At 51.6% G+C, this 16,653-nt stretch carries 18 protein-coding genes; 14 read left to right on the top strand and 4 right to left on the bottom strand.

Annotated elements, in window-relative coordinates:
* Nucleotides 1-2: 2 nt before the first annotated feature.
* From BUQ98_RS10835 to BUQ98_RS10825, 3 genes are read left to right on the top strand one after another with little or no spacing between them, the layout of a single operon-like run.
* Complete coding sequence (locus tag BUQ98_RS10835; protein ID WP_074213859.1) at nt 3-779, top strand: thiazole synthase; 777 nt, start codon at nt 3-5, stop codon at nt 777-779.
* Nucleotides 776-1,927 (top strand): 2-iminoacetate synthase ThiH, encoded by a 1,152-nt coding sequence (gene thiH, locus BUQ98_RS10830; protein ID WP_074213858.1) that lies wholly within the window; start codon nt 776-778, stop codon nt 1,925-1,927. Before BUQ98_RS10835 ends, thiH begins: the two co-directional genes overlap by 4 nt.
* Before the next feature lie 13 nt (nt 1,928-1,940).
* A complete protein-coding gene (locus BUQ98_RS10825) occupies nt 1,941-2,171 on the top strand; it encodes a glutaredoxin family protein (RefSeq protein WP_069361819.1) in 231 nt (76 codons plus the stop codon).
* 53 nt (nt 2,172-2,224) lie between these two features.
* On the opposite strand, the gene BUQ98_RS10820 is transcribed toward BUQ98_RS10825, so the two are convergent.
* Both BUQ98_RS10820 and BUQ98_RS10815 read right to left on the bottom strand, forming a co-directional pair.
* Nucleotides 2,225-4,012, bottom strand: coding sequence for an aminopeptidase P family protein (locus BUQ98_RS10820; protein ID WP_074213857.1), 1,788 nt, complete (start codon nt 4,010-4,012; stop codon nt 2,225-2,227).
* A gap of 63 nt (nt 4,013-4,075) precedes the next feature.
* Nucleotides 4,076-5,056 carry a LysR family transcriptional regulator gene (locus BUQ98_RS10815; protein ID WP_046074598.1) on the bottom strand — a complete coding sequence of 327 codons (981 nt, stop codon included), beginning with the start codon at nt 5,054-5,056 and terminating at the stop codon, nt 4,076-4,078.
* A gap of 98 nt (nt 5,057-5,154) precedes the next feature.
* On the opposite strand from BUQ98_RS10815, the gene BUQ98_RS10810 reads away from it, so the two are divergent.
* Together BUQ98_RS10810 and BUQ98_RS10805 are read left to right on the top strand one after the other, a co-directional pair.
* Nucleotides 5,155-6,360 carry a multidrug effflux MFS transporter gene (locus tag BUQ98_RS10810; protein WP_074213856.1) on the top strand — a complete coding sequence of 402 codons (1,206 nt, stop codon included), beginning with the start codon at nt 5,155-5,157 and terminating at the stop codon, nt 6,358-6,360.
* 204 nt (nt 6,361-6,564) lie between these two features.
* Nucleotides 6,565-6,858: an H-NS-like global regulator TsrA gene (locus tag BUQ98_RS10805; RefSeq protein WP_074214214.1), complete on the top strand. Its 294-nt coding sequence runs from the start codon at nt 6,565-6,567 to the stop codon at nt 6,856-6,858.
* A gap of 74 nt (nt 6,859-6,932) precedes the next feature.
* On the opposite strand, the gene BUQ98_RS10800 is transcribed toward BUQ98_RS10805, so the two are convergent.
* Nucleotides 6,933-7,838 (bottom strand): DMT family transporter, encoded by a 906-nt coding sequence (locus BUQ98_RS10800; RefSeq protein ID WP_074213855.1) that lies wholly within the window; start codon nt 7,836-7,838, stop codon nt 6,933-6,935.
* A gap of 132 nt (nt 7,839-7,970) precedes the next feature.
* Between BUQ98_RS10800 and rmuC the strand changes: the two genes are divergently transcribed.
* From rmuC to hemB, 9 genes are all read left to right on the top strand, one after another.
* Nucleotides 7,971-9,512: a DNA recombination protein RmuC gene (gene rmuC, locus BUQ98_RS10795; protein WP_083605274.1), complete on the top strand. Its 1,542-nt coding sequence runs from the start codon at nt 7,971-7,973 to the stop codon at nt 9,510-9,512.
* A gap of 69 nt (nt 9,513-9,581) precedes the next feature.
* On the top strand, nt 9,582-10,349 hold the full coding sequence (gene ubiE, locus BUQ98_RS10790; protein ID WP_074213854.1) for a bifunctional demethylmenaquinone methyltransferase/2-methoxy-6-polyprenyl-1,4-benzoquinol methylase UbiE: 768 nt from the start codon (nt 9,582-9,584) through the stop codon (nt 10,347-10,349).
* 9 nt (nt 10,350-10,358) lie between these two features.
* Nucleotides 10,359-10,973: a ubiquinone biosynthesis accessory factor UbiJ gene (locus BUQ98_RS10785; protein ID WP_074213853.1), complete on the top strand. Its 615-nt coding sequence runs from the start codon at nt 10,359-10,361 to the stop codon at nt 10,971-10,973.
* Nucleotides 10,970-12,616 (top strand): ubiquinone biosynthesis regulatory protein kinase UbiB, encoded by a 1,647-nt coding sequence (gene ubiB / locus BUQ98_RS10780; RefSeq protein ID WP_074213852.1) that lies wholly within the window; start codon nt 10,970-10,972, stop codon nt 12,614-12,616. The genes BUQ98_RS10785 and ubiB overlap by 4 nt, the downstream gene beginning before the upstream one ends.
* Before the next feature lie 54 nt (nt 12,617-12,670).
* The gene (tatA, locus tag BUQ98_RS10775; RefSeq protein WP_074213851.1) at nt 12,671-12,925 is read left to right on the top strand and encodes a Sec-independent protein translocase subunit TatA; all 255 of its coding nucleotides are present in this window, start codon (nt 12,671-12,673) and stop codon (nt 12,923-12,925) included.
* Between the two features lie 3 nt (nt 12,926-12,928).
* The gene (gene tatB / locus BUQ98_RS10770) at nt 12,929-13,297 is read left to right on the top strand and encodes a Sec-independent protein translocase protein TatB (RefSeq protein WP_074213850.1); all 369 of its coding nucleotides are present in this window, start codon (nt 12,929-12,931) and stop codon (nt 13,295-13,297) included.
* Between the two features lie 38 nt (nt 13,298-13,335).
* A complete protein-coding gene (tatC, locus tag BUQ98_RS10765) occupies nt 13,336-14,088 on the top strand; it encodes a twin-arginine translocase subunit TatC (protein WP_074213849.1) in 753 nt (250 codons plus the stop codon).
* A complete protein-coding gene (locus BUQ98_RS10760; RefSeq protein ID WP_074213848.1) occupies nt 14,085-14,867 on the top strand; it encodes a TatD family hydrolase in 783 nt (260 codons plus the stop codon). The genes tatC and BUQ98_RS10760 overlap by 4 nt, the downstream gene beginning before the upstream one ends.
* 69 nt (nt 14,868-14,936) lie before the next feature.
* Complete coding sequence (hemB, locus tag BUQ98_RS10755) at nt 14,937-15,989, top strand: porphobilinogen synthase (protein WP_074213847.1); 1,053 nt, start codon at nt 14,937-14,939, stop codon at nt 15,987-15,989.
* 74 nt (nt 15,990-16,063) lie between these two features.
* Here hemB and asnC read toward each other — a convergent pair whose 3' ends face one another.
* On the bottom strand, nt 16,064-16,525 hold the full coding sequence (gene asnC / locus BUQ98_RS10750) for a transcriptional regulator AsnC (RefSeq protein ID WP_074213846.1): 462 nt from the start codon (nt 16,523-16,525) through the stop codon (nt 16,064-16,066).
* Nucleotides 16,526-16,653 lie beyond the last annotated feature (128 nt).

Raw genomic sequence — 16,653 nt, 5'->3', positions numbered from 1 at the left:
TTATGTTAACCATTGCGGATACGACGTTTTCATCTCGGCTGTTAACCGGCACCGGCAAGTTTGCCAGTCGCAAGACCATGGCCGAATCACTGGCGGCCAGTGGTACTGAACTGGTCACCATGGCGCTAAAGCGAGTCGACGTCCATGCCATACAAGATGATATTTTAACCCCGCTGCGCGAGCTCGGTGTGCACTTGCTGCCTAATACCTCGGGAGCGAAGAATGCGCAAGAAGCGGTCTTTGCCGCGCGTCTTGCCCGAGAAGCATTGGGAACGCGTTGGGTGAAGCTGGAAATTCATCCCGACCCCAAATATTTGATGCCTGATCCGATTGAAACCCTTCAAGCAGCGAAAATGCTTGTAGATGAGGGATTTGTGGTACTGCCATATTGTCATGCCGATCCTGTGCTGTGTAAGCGCTTGGAAGAGGTGGGATGCGCGGCGGTGATGCCCCTTGGGTCACCGATTGGCTCCAACCAAGGACTGGCCTCAATGGCGTTTCTCGACATCATTATCGAGCAAGCCCGTGTGCCAGTGATCATTGATGCCGGCATTGGCGCACCGTCAGATGCGGCGTTAGCGATGGAGAGGGGCGCCGATGCCGTCTTGGTGAACACCGCCATTGCCACCGCCGGCGATCCGATTGCCATGGGCGCGGCGTTTAAACAAGCGGTTGAAGCAGGCCGATGCGCGTATCAAGCTGGACTGGCGGGCACACACAATCACGCCCATGCTTCCAGCCCATTAACCGCGTTTCTTGATGTGAAGGAGGGAGGATGAGTTTTTCTGAGCGGTGGGCGGCACTCGATTGGGATCATCATCGTCTTTCGATTTACAGCAAAACGCGCCAAGATGTCGAGCGGGCGCTGGCCAAGTCATCGCGTAATTTGGACGACTTCGCCGCCCTGATCAGTCCTGCTGCTGAAGGGTATCTCGAGGCCATGGCTCAGCAATCTGCGGCGCTGACGCGGCAGCGGTTTGGCTACACCATGGGGTTTTATATTCCGCTGTATCTCTCCAATTTGTGCGCTAACGTGTGTACCTATTGCGGTTTTTCGATGGAAAATCGAATCAAACGGCGCACGCTGGATGAAGCTGAGATCGCCGCCGAGTGTGAAGCGATAAAAAAAATGGGCTTTGACAGTGTGCTCTTGGTGACCGGTGAGCATGAAACCAAGGTGGGGCTCGATTATTTTCTCCGCGCCTTACCGGTGGTGAAGCAATACTTTCATCATGTGGCGATGGAGGTGCAGCCGCTGGATACCGAGGCCTATCGCGCCTTGGTGGCACAGGGGGTGGATGCGGTAATGGTGTATCAAGAAACCTACCACGCTCCAACCTATGGGGAACACCACAAGCGCGGGAATAAAACCGACTTTCACTATCGGTTGCAAACCCCAGATAGGTTGGCACAAGCAGGGGTCGATAAGATCGGCTTGGGCGCCTTGATTGGCCTTGAGGACTGGCGTACCGACAGCTTTTTTACCGCCCAGCATCTGGATTATTTGGAAAAGCAATACTGGCAAAGCCGCTACTCGCTATCCTTTCCTCGCTTACGCCCTTGCGCGGGCGCCTTACAGCCGAAATCGGTGATGACGGATAAGCAGCTGGTTCAGCTGATTTGTGCCTATCGGTTGTGGAATCCGCAGGTGGAGCTGTCGCTATCGACACGTGAGTCACCGCACTTTCGCGACAATGTGTTACCGCTTGGGGTCACGAGCTTATCCGCGGCGTCAAAAACCCAACCGGGCGGCTACGCGAACCCGGAGCCACAATTGGAGCAGTTTGCTATCAGTGATGAGCGCAGCGCGGCAGAGGTAGCCGCCAGCGTTCGTGCGCTCGGTTTTGAGGTGGTATGGAAAGATTGGGATAACATCTACGATATCGCGCGTCAGGCGCAAATGGCTTCACAAACGGCAGCGGGTTAGCGACAATGCGGGCATGAAACGTATTACTGTATATGTGGGCCCGCGCTGTCCTCACTGTGAGGCGGCCAAAGCTTACTTGGATAAAAAGGGGCTGCGTTATCGTGTCGTCGATACGGCCACGCCCAAAGGCAAGAAGCTGCTGGCGGCAACAGGCTCGCGGGGTGTCCCGGTGATTTGCATTGGCGATACCACCTTGCGCGGCTTTTCGCCTAAAGCGGTCGAGAAAGCCCTGAAAGGGGAATAAAAAAAGCGTCCAATCGGACGCTTTTTGTTTTTCACACTCGGTGAAGACGCGACTTAACGGCTTAGCGGCGTGGTCGCTTGTTTTAACCAAGCTTGGTCTTGATCATCGAGGTGCGGGCTGACTTCATCCCACACCGTTTGATGATAGCGATTCCACCACTGAATTTCCGCCTCGCTGAGCAAGCTGACATCGACCAAACGACGATCGATCGGTGCACGCGTGAGTGAGGCAAACCCGAGCATCGTCATGTCGCCCTCGGTGGGCTTTTCTTCAATCAACTCGAGGTTTTCAATCCGGATCCCAAACGCCTCGGCGCGATAGTAGCCCGGCTCGTTTGACACCACCATGCCCGGCAATAGCGCGACGCTATTGGGCGCTTTGGAAATGCGCTGTGGACCTTCGTGCACGTCCAAGAAATGTCCCACACCGTGACCGGTGCCATGGTCAAAATCATAGCCGTGTTGCCACAAATACTGGCGTGCCAAGGCATCAAGCTGGCTGCCTGAGGTGCCTTTCGGGAATAGCGCGGTCGCTAACGCAATATGCCCTTTAAGCACCAGCGTGAAGGCCTTTTTGATCTCAGCGCTGCACTCGCCCACCGGCACGGTACGGGTAATGTCAGTGGTGCCGTCGTAGTATTGGCCGCCTGAGTCCACCAAGTAGACATTGTTGCTTTCAATCACGCTCGGTTTGGGCTGATTGTTGTGGTTATAGTGACACATGGCCGCATTGCCACCGGCGGCGGAAATGGTATCAAAGCTTAAGTCGACCAGTTGATCGTCTTGTTGGCGGAATTGATACAGGGTGTCTGCGAGCACGGCTTCATCAGGGCGTTCACCTGCGTCGACTTGACGGTCAAACCAGGCCAAAAAGCGAGTCACGGCAACACCATCGCGCACGTGACAGGCTTGCATACCGGCGATTTCTTGCGGGTTCTTGGCCGCTTTTTCAAGCGCACACGGGTCTTGCGCTTCCACCACGGTCACTTGCGCTTGTTGGAGGGTGTCCAGTGTCCAGGCATTGGCACCGTTTGGGTCGACCAATACACGTTGACCACTCAGCGCTTGCAGGGCATCAACCAGGCTATCAGGGTGCGCGACGCTCACGCCTTGGCCTACGTGAGCAGCAAAGCCTTCGGGGAGACGGTCAGGGTCGATAAACACCGTCACGTCACCGGATTGCTTGATAATCGCTTGGGTCAGTACCACGGGTAAACGTGGGATGTCGCGACCACGGATATTGAGCAGCCAACAGACGGCATCGGGTTGAGTGAGTACCGCGGCATCAAGACTCTGTTCGGCTAACTGCTGGCCAATGGTTTGACGTTTATCCAAGCTGGCGCGGCCGGTTTTCTCTTCACCCAGTAAAATGGCAGGGCTATTAAGCGGGGCGGGGCGATCGTCCCACAGGCTTTCAATCGGATTTTGCTCAACACTTACCAGTGTCAAAGCCCCATCCAGTGTGCGTAGAGTGCGTTTGTACCAAGCGGCGCTATGCATGCGAGCGTCGATAGCCAGCTTGGCGCCCTTGGGTAATTGTTGTTGGGCCCATTGCACCGGTGGCTCATCAATCAGATGGCAGTAGTCAAACAGGCCAGCGGGGACTTGCTTACGGACTTGAACCACATAGCGGCCATCAACAAAAATCGCCGCCTTGTCGCGGGTGATCACCGCGGCGCCTGCTGATCCGGTAAAACCGGTCGCCCAATGCAGGCGTTCGTTGTGCTCAGGCACATACTCACCGAGATATTCGTCTTCATGGGGGATGAGTAGGGCGTCATAGTCGTGTTGAGCCAGCCAGTGTCTTAGCTGCTCAATACGCTTAGTAAGGGTCGCGTCCATTATTCTTCCTTCTTTGTATAGGGTGAACTCGCCATGTTCGGCCACGCGTGAAAAGCCGGTGGGTTAGACCCTAGCGCGATTGGCAATAGGCTGCAATTTCGCTGGGCTAAATTGCTGACAGCGCGAAATAATCAAGGCTTTCAGCCATTGGTGCCCTGGGTCATTTTCTTGATTTTGATGCCAAAACAAGGTGTACGCCATCGGCGGTATTGGCGTTGGTAACGGCCGTACCACCAAATTGAGCGATGCGGCAATATAATGCGCAAACTGGCTTGGTGAGGTAAACACCAGGTCGGTATAGGTACACAGGCTCGCTGCACTGTTGAAATCTGGCACGTACATGGCTATGTCACGCTCAATATTACGCTCTGCCAGTTTATAGTCCAACAGCCAGCGGTCATTCCCATCACACTTAACCTGTACATGTCGCAGTCCAAGGTAACGCGCTTCATCCCATGGTCCCTTGAGTGCTGGGTGATCGGCACGCATCAACACACACTGGTGATCTTGGCAAAGCTCTTGGTAGCGCACGCCTTTGGGCGGCATCATGGTCAGCATGGCATCGGCGGGATTTAAATCTTTACCGGTGATGCCAAAGTCGATATTGCCTCGCGCAAGCCCATCAAAGGTAGTTTGATCCCAAGCGGCGGTATTGAGGGTGATAGCTGGGGCCGCTTCTAGCATATCGCCAATAAATTGTGGCAGTAGCAATGGATAGGCGCTCTCGACGAGGGCAAAACGAAAACAGCGATCGCTTAAATGCGGCTGAAAGTGATCCGGCTCGGTCATCGCCGCAACATCATTGAGTAAAGCGCGTAGTTTCGCTTGTAAGGCTTGCGCCCGAACCGTGGGTTTGAGCCCGTGGGCCGCTCGCGTAAAAAGTGGGTCGTTAAATTGCGCTCTTAGTCGGGCCAAATTTTTACTTACCGCCGATTGGCTTAAATGGAGGCGTTTGGCCGTGCCCGTGACATTGCACTCTTCCAACAATACATGTAGGCACACCAATAAATTGAGGTCGGTACGCTGCAGCTGATCCAAATCCATTGCTGGTATTCTCCTTTGGAATATCTGCTTTTACTATAAACCATTATGGTTCATATCGTGAAACCACTATACTGCGTGCCTGTATAGAGGAGTAACCAATGACACACACTGATTCACCGACATCGAATCGTTTGCTGGTCGCCTTAATGGTGCTACTGGTGCTGTTTAGTCCGATGGCGATTGATATTTACCTGCCTGCATTACCGTATATGGCAGGTGACTTTAACGTCGATCCGACCTTGGTGCAGGATACCATCACTTGGTTCATGTTTAGCTTAGGCTTAGGGCAGCTATTCGCAGGGCCGTTGGCTGATCGCTTTGGTCGCAAACCTGTGGCCGTAATTGGTATACTGCTTTACGGATTGAGCTCTTTGATGGCGTGGCTCGCCACCTCGATGGATATGATGTTGGTCGCTCGCTTACTGCAAGGCTTTGGCGCGTGTGCGACCTCTGTGTGTGCTTTTGCCGCCGTGCGTGATCGCTTTGGTGCCGAACGAAGCGGGCATATGATTAGTTACCTAAACGGCGCAATTTGTTTTGTGCCAGCGTTAGCCCCGTTGCTGGGAAGCTGGCTCACGCAGGTATTTGACTGGCGAGCCAATTTTTCTTTTATGCTCGGCTATGCCGTACTTGGTTTGGTCTTGGTTATGGTGTTTCTGCCTGAAACGCGCCCTGCGCATACTGACACCTCGGGTCGCCTATTTAGCTTACGCCGTTATTGGCAAGTGCTACGCGTACCAACATTTACCTACCACATTATTCTTTGCATGCTGGCCATGGCGGTGATCTTAGCCTATGTCACGTCCGCACCTGTATTGTTGATGGAGAAATATGGCATTTCCATGAACAGCTTCACTTTTTGGTTTGGTGCCAACGCAGCATTAAACATTGCCGCCGCGATGTTAGCGCCCCGTTATATGCAAAAGTTTGGTAGCCGCCGTGCGCTTAATATTGGCTTGATGATGCTGGTCGGCTCGGGTGGGCTGATGCTGGCATTAAGCTCTATTGCGACGCCTTGGGCCTTTATGTTGCCGATTTTTACCTCGTCATTTGGCTTTGCTTGGGTGTTAGGCGCGTCAGCGGGCGCGGCGTTGGCGCCGTTTTCTGACCGGGCGGGCACGGCGGCAGCCTTGTTGGGACTGTTCCAAATGAGTGGCGCTGGCCTTTTAGTCAGCTTAACCCAGCGCTTGGGATTATCGGCCAGTGACTTGATGACTGTTCACATGTGGATGCTGCTTCCTGGCCTGATTATTTTGTGGTCGCCGACAGGAAAACGGTGGCATGCCACCACGGTAAAAAGCTAATAAACGAATAAAAACAACGTATCAGTTGGCAAAAATAATAAGACGTGCAAAACGCAGGGGTCTCGACAACCCATCATCCCTTTTCGCTGGCTTCGGCCAGCTTTTTTATTTTGCTAAAAGCCCATAGTTCAGAGTATATTTACTAAGCAAGCTGAATTAATGCTCATTCCTTTTCGTTTTATATCCAAAGGTCAGTTACACACTATGTCATTATCGACAATCGAAATGGCGCGCGTCCTTGAACAACTAGAGGAATCGCCCGAAAAAATCATGTTTGGCAAATTACTGGCAGAGTTAGGTAGCCAAAGTGAAGAGCGTGTACGTAGCGCAGCACACCAAGTGCCATTGAAATATTTGCGCGAACTGGTTTATCAATTTAATCAAGTGATTGACGATCGACGTGCTGAACGCCTTGAAGAACTCACCCAGGGCTTGCAGCAAGACGGCTTGTCAGCCGACGAGCTGTACCAGTATATGATCCAGCGTAAAATACGTTAATGCCGATTGGCGCCGTGCCACGGGCGCCGGTCTTCTTTGAAAGCGTTAACGCCCATCCGATATAGCAGAATTAATTATGCACTCGCGGCAGGCTGCTTATGCTTTTTCGGAGTGCGCTGTTGGATCAACAACCCCACCACAATAAAGCCCAGGCCGATCAGAGTACTGATGTGAATGGTTTCGCCGATAATAGTGGCCAGTAATAGCAGCGATATAAACGGCGAAATAAAAATAAGGTTACTGATCCTCGACGTATTCTGGGTATATTTCATTGCGCTCAGCCAGAGCATAAACGTTACGCCCATTTCGAAAAGTCCCACGTAACTTACCGCTAACCAACCTTGCCAGGGGATCCCTTGCCAAGAAGCGGTCACCCCCGCCAATATTAATGAAATAGGCAGTGAGAGTATAAAACTCAGTAATATACCGAGTACAGGCTCCGCGGGGTTTTTGGCGTTGAGCACCCAAAACCCTGCCCACAATAGAGTGGAGAGCAACGCGAGCCCAATGCCTAGAGGACTATCGAACTGGAGCGATAAAAGTTGGCCTTTCGTCGCAATGACAACCACACCAAAATAGCCCAATGCGGCTGCGATCCAATCTTGACGGCGAATCGTTTGTCCCAAAAAAATGGCAGCCATTAACGTGAGCGTGATGGCCCAGCTGTAGTTCAAGGGTTGCGCCAAGGAAGCGGGAAGAAGGTCGTAGGCTTTGAAAAGTACCAAATAGTAAATCAAGGGGTTAACCATCCCCAGTAGACAATAATAGCCAGGTCGGCGACGGAAGGTGGGCCACAGGGCATGAAGTTTTCCTTGCACAGCAGCAATCACCGTTAAAATCGCCACCGACACCACACTGGCGGCGGCCAACATTTGAATGGGTGTCATGTAGTTTAAGGTGATTTTGAATGCGGTCGCGACCGTTGACCATAATAGCACTGCAGATAACCCAAATATCAGCGCCTTACGTTCATTATGCATATTGCCTCCTTGCAGTGATGCCTTTTATTCCAGGCAGTCTACGGTATTCATGAGGCCCGAGATAGACTGGACATCTATCCAGTATCCCATTAGCCTTGCTGACATCAATGACCGCACAATAGAGAATCCATTATGCTTGATGGCCTGTCATTATCCACTTTGTCTATCCTCACGTTTTTTTTCGGCGTTATCAGTGCCTCTGGGCTGAGTTATTGGCTGCATCGACGTGTGATCGCTCAATATCAACAATGGTTTGATACCCAATATGCCCAACAGCAAGCCAATGCCGACATGCAACAGCAACAACTGCAGCAGCAGCTTGATCAGCAACAGCACGAGCTAGATAGCTTAGATATCGAGCGCGATCGTCTGACGCAAGAGTTACGCCAGTATTATGGAAAGTTAACGTCGGCGAGCGAGAAGCTACGCCAATTGGAACAATTACGCCAAGACAATCATACACTGTCAGATAAACTCGATACGGTGCGTGAGGAAAAGTCTGAGTTGCTCGCTGAGCTGCGCGAGGTCAAAGCCAGCGCGGAGCAACAACTCAATGCCGCGAAAGAAAAGCACGCCTTATTGGAAAATGCGGAGGAAAGACTGCGTACCCAATTTGAGCAGCTGGCCAACCAGGTCTTTGAGCAAAAAGTGCATTCCGTGGATGAGCAAAACAAGATGAGTTTGGAAAGTTTGCTCGGGCCGCTTAAATCGCAGCTGGAAGGATTTAAAAAGCAAGTGACAGACAGCTTTGGAGAGCAAGCGAAAGAGCGGCATACTCTCATTCATGAAATCAAAAACCTACAGCAACTGAATGCGGATATGACCCAAGAGGCACACAACCTTACGCAGGCTTTAAAAGGGGATAACAAACAGCAAGGCAACTGGGGAGAAGTGGTTTTAGCGCGCATCTTGGAAGAGTCCGGCTTGCGAGAGGGACGAGAGTATCAAACCCAAGCCAGCTTTGAAAATGAGCAAGGCAAGCGCTACCAGCCTGATGTAGTGGTGAAACTGCCACAAGAAAAAGATGTGGTGGTTGATGCCAAAATGGCTCTGGTGGCGTATGAACGGTATTACAATGCCGACACATTGGTGGAACAGGATGCCGCACTGAAAGAGCACGTTCAGGCTATTCGTCAGCATATTCGTGGTTTAGGCCGTAAAGATTATCACCAGCTCCACGGTGTGCGTTCACTGGATTATGTACTGATGTTCATTCCGGTGGAGCCAGCGTTCCAGGTTGCTGTTGAAGCGGATGCGACCCTCATTCGTGACGCGATGGATAACAACATTATGTTAGTGAGCCCAACAACCTTGCTGGTGGCACTGCGTACCATCAATAACTTATGGCGTTATGAGTATCAAAATCAGAACGCCAAACAGATTGCCGAGAAGGCGAGCAAGTTGTACGACAAGGTACGGCTATTTGTTAACGATATGGAAGCGTTGGGAAGTGCGCTGGGTAAAGCCAGTGACAGTTATCAAGGTGCACTGAATAAACTCAGCCAGGGACGCGGGAATATTCTACGCCAGGCAGAGAGCTTTAAAACACTAGGAGTTGAAGTGAAACGGGACATTAGCCCGTCTTTAGCCAGTGTGGCGACCGAGTCAGAGCCCGGAGAACCAGACAATCTCGCGCACCCAGATCACGCCACTGACCGTCAAGAATCACAATAAACTTGGTCGCGAGCTTGGAGTCAGGATGGGCGATAAAGTAAACTGGGGCCAATATGTTAGGGGAATACAATGACAGAGAAAAATTCGCAGCAAGACCAAGAGACCATTGATTTTGGCTACCAGCAAGTTAAGCGCCAAGAAAAAGAAAGTTTAGTCGCCAATGTGTTTGATTCGGTCGCCGCTAAATACGATCTGATGAATGACGTCATGTCGATGGGTATCCATCGGATATGGAAGCGCTTCACTATTGACTGCAGCGGTGTACGCCCAGGGCAAAAAGTGTTGGACTTAGCCGGCGGTACCGGGGATCTGACGGCCAAGTTCTCTCGCTTAGTGGGAGAGAAAGGTGAGGTCGTCCTCGCGGATATCAATAATTCAATGCTCAAGGTCGGCCGCGATAAACTGCGCGACAAGGGCATTGTCGGCAATGTGAGCTACGTACAAGCCAATGCAGAAGCGCTGCCGTTCCCTGACGATCACTTTGATTGCATTACCATTGCGTTTGGCCTACGTAATGTGACCGATAAAGACGCAGCGCTGCGCTCGATGTTTCGAGTTCTAAAGCCAGGAGGGCGCCTACTCGTCTTAGAGTTTTCGAAGCCTGTGGCTAAGCCATTATCGAAAGTCTATGACGCTTATTCGTTTCATATTCTCCCCAAAATGGGACAACTCATTGTTAATGACCCAGACAGTTACCGTTATCTTGCCGAATCAATCCGCATGCACCCTGATCAAGACACCTTGAAAGGGATGATGGAGCAAGCGGGTTTTGATCAAACTCGCTACTACAACCTTACCGGTGGCATTGTCGCGCTACACCGTGGGTACAAATTCTAAGGAGCCAATATGGCGTTTGATTCACTTTTGTGCGCGGCATTGGAAACGGCACTCAACGGTGTAATTGCGCGGGATGTCGATAGCCAGCGTCGCTTGGCACGGTTAAAAGGACGCTGTATTGGCGTGACCCTTCAAGAACTAAACCGGCAATGGATCTTTGTGTTTGGCCAACGACTTGATGTCCTCAGCCATTATGAAGGTGAGTGTGATTGCCGGTTATCCCTCTCACTGTCAGCCCTGCCGCAATTACAGCAAAAAGCGAACTTAACGGGGTTGATAAAAGCCGACCAGCTGACGCTTGAAGGGGATATCGATGTCGCCCAGCAATTCTCTCAATTGCTAAGCGGGATGCAGTTTGATGTGGCCGAGTGGCTTTCATCTTATACCGGTGATGTGTTTGCCCACACCGTTGTCAGTCAGGCACAGCAGCGTTGGCTGCAGTTACAGCAGCTGGCGCAGCGTCAACAGCGTTATGCTGGGGATGTGATCACCGAAGAGTGGCGCCTGGCGCCGGGGCCATTAGAAGTGGCGGCATACAGTGACCAAGTGGACGAACTGCGCAGTGATGCCGCGCGATTAGACGCCAGGGTTACTCAGTTGGTAGAACGGATGGAGTCCGCATGACGCTCAATGAGATTCGTCGCTTATATTTTATCATTCGTACTTTGTTGTTGTACGGTGTCGACGCCTTGCTTCCCAAGCAGCCACTCACGCGGCTGGCTCACCTTGGGCGTCAATCGTTGTTTTGGCTAAAAAACCAACACCCAGACAAGCCGGTGGGAGAGCGTTTACGCTTAGCATTGCAGAGTTTGGGGCCAGTATGGGTCAAGCTAGGACAAATGATGTCGACCCGTCGCGATCTCTTCCCTGCCCACATCGCCAATGAGCTTGCTCAATTGCAAGACAAAGTGGCACCCTTTGATGGCCATAAAGCGAAAGCGCAAATAGAAGCCTCTCTCGGTGGGCCGCTTGAGACCTGGTTCAATGATTTTGATCCGATCCCTTTAGCGTCAGCCTCCATTGCCCAAGTCCACACCGCGACGTTGAAAGAAAATGGTCGAGAGGTGGTACTGAAGGCCATTCGGCCCGACATTTTGCCCGTAATCCAAGCCGATCTTCGCCTTATGTACCGTGTGGCGAGACTGGTGGCACGTTTTCTCCCTGATGCGCGTCGCTTAAAACCTGTGGAAGTGATCCGCGAATATGAAAAAACCTTGCTCGATGAGCTGGACTTGATGCGCGAAGCGGCCAATACCATTCAATTACGTCGCAACTTTGAAAACGATCGCGCCTTGTACGTACCTGAGGTGTTTAGCGACTATTGCCGCAAAGATATGATGGTATCTGAACGCATTTACGGGATTCAGGTGTCTGATATCGAAGCGCTAGAGGCCAACGGTACGGACATGAAACTGCTTGCTGAACGTGGCGTTGAAGTTTTTTTCACTCAGGTATTCCGCGATAGTTTTTTCCACGCCGATATGCATCCGGGGAATGTCTTTGTCTCCTACGAGCACCCCCAAGATCCACAATGGATAGGGTTAGACTGCGGCATCGTCGGGACCTTAAATCGCGACGACAAGCGATATTTAGCAGAAAATTTTATTGCCTTCTTTAACCGAGACTACCGTAAGGTGGCTGAGCTTCATGTCGATTCAGGTTGGGTGCCGCATGACACCAATGTGGATGATTTTGAATTTGCCATTCGTACTGTGTGCGAGCCGATTTTCGAAAAGCCGCTCTGTGAGATTTCGTTTGGCACGGTATTGCTCAATTTATTTAATACGGCACGGCGCTTTAATATGGAAGTGCAGCCACAATTAGTCTTACTGCAGAAAACGTTACTTTATATTGAAGGGCTGGGGCGGGAACTGTATCCACAGCTAGACTTATGGACGACCGCTAAGCCGTTCTTAGAATCGTGGATGAAGCAGCAAGTCGGCCCGCAAGCGGTGTGGGCTGCTGTACGTGAGAAAGCGCCATTCTGGGCAGAGAAGCTGCCCGAAATCCCAGAACTTATTTATGATGGCCTACGCCAAGGTCGCCAAGTGAATCAACGGTTAGATGCGTACTATCAAGGTTACTTGCAGACCAAGCAACGGCATTCTCGTGCCACTTATATGCTGGGGATTGGGGCGACGTTATTACTGACGGCGACCATTTTATTTGCGAATCGAGTCGAAACCCTACCGAACATTGCTGCCGCAGGAGCGGTGATCTTTTGGTTGTGGGGCTGGCGACTTTGTAATAAAACCTGTCATAAATAGCAGTCATACAGCTGCGCACGTGACGTTAACCAAACAGAATTAAAGGGAATCGGTATGGGTGGAATTAGTATTTGGCAGCTGCTGATCATTGCGGTGATTGTGGTATTGTTATTTGGCACCAAGAAGCTACGCAACATGGGTGGAGACCTAGGTTCAGCGGTAAAAGGCTTTAAAAAAGCAATGGGCGATGATGAAGAAAAGCACGCCGACAAAACCGACAAAGACGCCGACTTCCAGCAAAAGTCGTTAGATGAGAGTGCTGAGCCATCGAAAAGCGACAAAACGCGAAACGATAAAGAGCAGGTATAAGCGGTGTTTGATATTGGTTTCTGGGAGCTGGTGCTCATTGCCATTATTGGCTTAGTGGTGCTTGGCCCAGAGCGGTTACCCGTGGCGATACGTAATATATCGCGTTGGGTGGGAGCAGCCAAGCGTATGGCTGGTTCGGTGCGTGATGAGTTGGAACAAGAGCTCAAGCTCAAAGAATTGCAGGATAATCTGCATAAGGCGGAACAAGCTGGGATGAAAGATCTCTCTCCTGAGTTACAAGAGTCGGTGGATACCTTGCGTCAGCGTGCTGCCGATGTGCAGCGCCCTTATGCGTCTTCCTCAACGCCAACCGACAGTCACGCCACTGATCTGGATACGCCTTCGGGCGCTTCGTCGACCGACAAGCGATAGAGAGCTAAACCCATTATGTTTTCTGTGAACAAATCACCATGTCTTCTGTGAATGATACCCAGCCGCTTATTAGCCACTTGATGGAGCTTCGCAATCGCCTGCTTCGTGCCATCATTGCTATTTTAGTGGTGTTTGTTGGGTTGGTCTATTTTGCCAATGATATATACAGCCTGATTGCGCAGCCACTGATCGACAAGCTACCCGAAGGGGCGAGCATGATCGCCACCGATGTTGCGTCACCCTTTTTTACTCCGATTAAACTGACCTTAGTGATGTCGGTGTTTGTTGCCATTCCCGTGGTGCTCTATCAAATCTGGGCGTTTGTCGCGCCAGGTCTTTATAAACACGAACAGCGTTTGGTGATGCCGCTATTAGTGTCGAGCTCCATGCTGTTTTATGCAGGTGTCGCGTTTGCATACTGGGTGGTGCTGCCGCTGGTCTTCGGATTCTTTACGTCTATCGCGCCGGAAGGGGTGCAGGTGGCAACGGACATTGCCAGTTATCTCGACTTTATTTTGGCGCTTTTCCTCGCGTTTGGTATTGCTTTTGAAATCCCCATTGCGATTATATTGTTGGTTTGGACAGGCGCGACGACCGCGCAAAGCTTGAAGAGCAAACGCCCGTATGTGGTGGTGGCGGCGTTTGTGGTGGGGATGATGTTGACCCCACCGGATATGATTTCGCAAACCTTGCTGGCGATCCCCATGTGTTTATTGTTTGAGCTTGGTGTGTTGTTATCACGTTTTTATGTGCCATCAGAACCACCGGGATCTGAAGAGGCCAGCGAATGATCGATATTGGTGTCAACCTTACCAGCTCACGCTTTGACCAAGACAGAGACACCGTGGTGGCCGACGCGCAGCAGGCTGGGGTCACTGGCATGATCCTGACGGGGACGAGTATAGAAGAAAGCCAAGCGGCTGCGGATTTGGCCGTTCGCTACCCGCGCTATGCTTATGCCACTGCCGGGGTGCATCCACATGATGCCAAGTCAGTCGATTCAGCCAATTTAAGCGTTATCCGGCAGCTGGCTCAGCGCCCCGAGGTGGTGGCCATTGGCGAGTGTGGTCTCGACTTTAATCGCGACTTTTCGCCGCGCCCGCAGCAAGAAGCGGTGTTTGAGGCGCAGCTTGCGCTAGCGGCTGAGCTTTCGATGCCAGTGTTTATGCACTGTCGTGATGCTCACGATCGCTGGTTCGCCATTTTGCGTCCGTGGCTCGACAAACTGCCCGCGGCGGTGCTGCATTGCTTTACTGGCGATGACAACGCATTGCGAGACTGCGTAGAAGCAGGGCTTTATATCGGTGTCACGGGGTGGCTGTGCGACGAACGCCGCGGACAGCAACTTCAGCAACAGATAAGCTGGCTACCCGATGACAAGCTGATGATAGAAACCGATGCACCTTATTTACAGCCGCGCGATCTGCGTCCACGCCCTAAACGTAGTCGCAACGAACCTAAATATTTGCCGCACATCGCACAAACGATCGCACGGCTCCGGCAACAGCCGGTTGAACATGTTATTGATTGTACAATAAAAAACACTCAGCACTGTTTCTCGATTCAGTGAGGGGTGCATAACGATAGCGAGGCAGTACGCTGCCCCAAAGCCCAGGTCTGCAATATTAAGGAGGATACAGTGGCCGTATCCATTCAAGGCGCCTTTCCTGCTCGACGCCTGCGTCGTACACGCAAAACTGATTTTAGCCGCCGTTTGGTGGCAGAACACGCACTCTCTGCCAGTGATTTGATTTATCCGGTTTTTGTTCTGATGGGAAAAAACCGTCGCGAGCCAGTGGCATCCATGCCAGGGATCGAGCGACTCTCTATTGACTTGCTGCTGCATGAAGCCGATTACCTTGCCAAACTGGGCGTGCCGGCGATTGCCTTGTTCCCCGTGATCCCCAAAGACGCTAAAACGCTTTGCGCCTCGGAGGCCTTTAATCCTGAAGGTTTAGTGCCCCGTGCTGTGCGCCTGCTCAAAGAGCATGTGCCACAAATGGGGGTGATCACTGATGTTGCACTTGACCCTTATACGGTGCATGGTCAAGACGGAATTATTGATGAAGACGGCTATGTGATGAATGAGCCGACCACGGAAGTGTTGATCAAGCAAGCGCTGTCGCATGCCGAAGCAGGTGTCGATATTGTTGCTCCGTCAGACATGATGGATGGGCGAATTGGTCGTATTCGTGAAGCATTAGAAGACAATGGCTACATCCATACCCAAATCATGGCGTACTCGGCTAAATATGCGTCCAACTATTACGGCCCGTTTCGCGATGCCTTAGGCTCGGCAGCCAATCTAAAAGGCGGCAATAAAGCCAATTACCAAATGGATCCGGCTAACAGCGATGAAGCCCTCCACGAAGTGGCGATGGATATTGCCGAAGGGGCCGACACCGTGATGGTCAAGCCTGGGATGCCGTATTTGGATGTGGTGCGTCGGGTGAAAAATGAACTTAAGGTACCGACCTTTGCTTATCAGGTATCGGGTGAGTATGCGATGCACAAAGCGGCGATTGATAATGGCTGGCTGAAAGAGCGCGAGACCGTGATGGAGTCTCTACTGTGCTTTAAGCGCGCTGGAGCCGACGGTATTTTGACCTATTTTGCCAAGCAAGTGGCGGAGTGGCTGGCGGAAGACGCGGGCGCGACGTTACCACCGCGACCGGAAGAGACAGTCGGCTAATCAATAAAATAACCTTCACGCCCTTGCCGTTCGCAAGGGCGTTTTTTTATGTGCGATGAGTGACCACACAAAAATCAAGGGATAACATTGCGGTTAATCGGGTTCTGTAGTGAGATCAGCGTCTCAGTGGACTGGACCTCATCGATGGCTTGCAGCTTATCAATCAGTACGAACTGCAATTCTTCGATAGATCGGCACATCAGCTTAACAAAAATGTTATAAGCCCCAGTGGTGTAGTAAGCCTCTACCACTTCGTCGAGCTGATTGAGCTTGTCCAAGGCAGAATGGTAGTCGCGAGCCGCTTTAAGGTTGATGCCGATAAAGCAACATACGTCATAGCCAAGCTTTTTGGTGTTCACCAAGATCTCGGTGCCTTCGATGATGCCAGCAGCTTTCATTTTTTCCACTCGAACGTGGACGGTGGCAGGGCTGACGTTAAAGCGCTTGGCCATTTCCGCGTAAGGGACGCGTGCATCATCCAGCAAGGTGGAAAGGATTCGGCGATCCAGGTCATCCAGTTTCGGCAACTCATTCATTGATTTGATCTTTTTGTTGTAGCTCGGCCAGGTTTTTCGTTAACGCTGTTGCTTGGTCGTTCCGTTAACACCTAATGTAGGGTATCGCGTTGTTCCGTAAGATACCAACAAACCAATAGGAAGTGGAT

It is taken from the genome of Salinivibrio sp. ES.052, from assembly GCF_900141775.1.
Lineage (GTDB): Bacteria > Pseudomonadota > Gammaproteobacteria > Enterobacterales > Vibrionaceae > Salinivibrio.
This window is presented reverse-complemented; position numbering and strand designations above follow the sequence as displayed.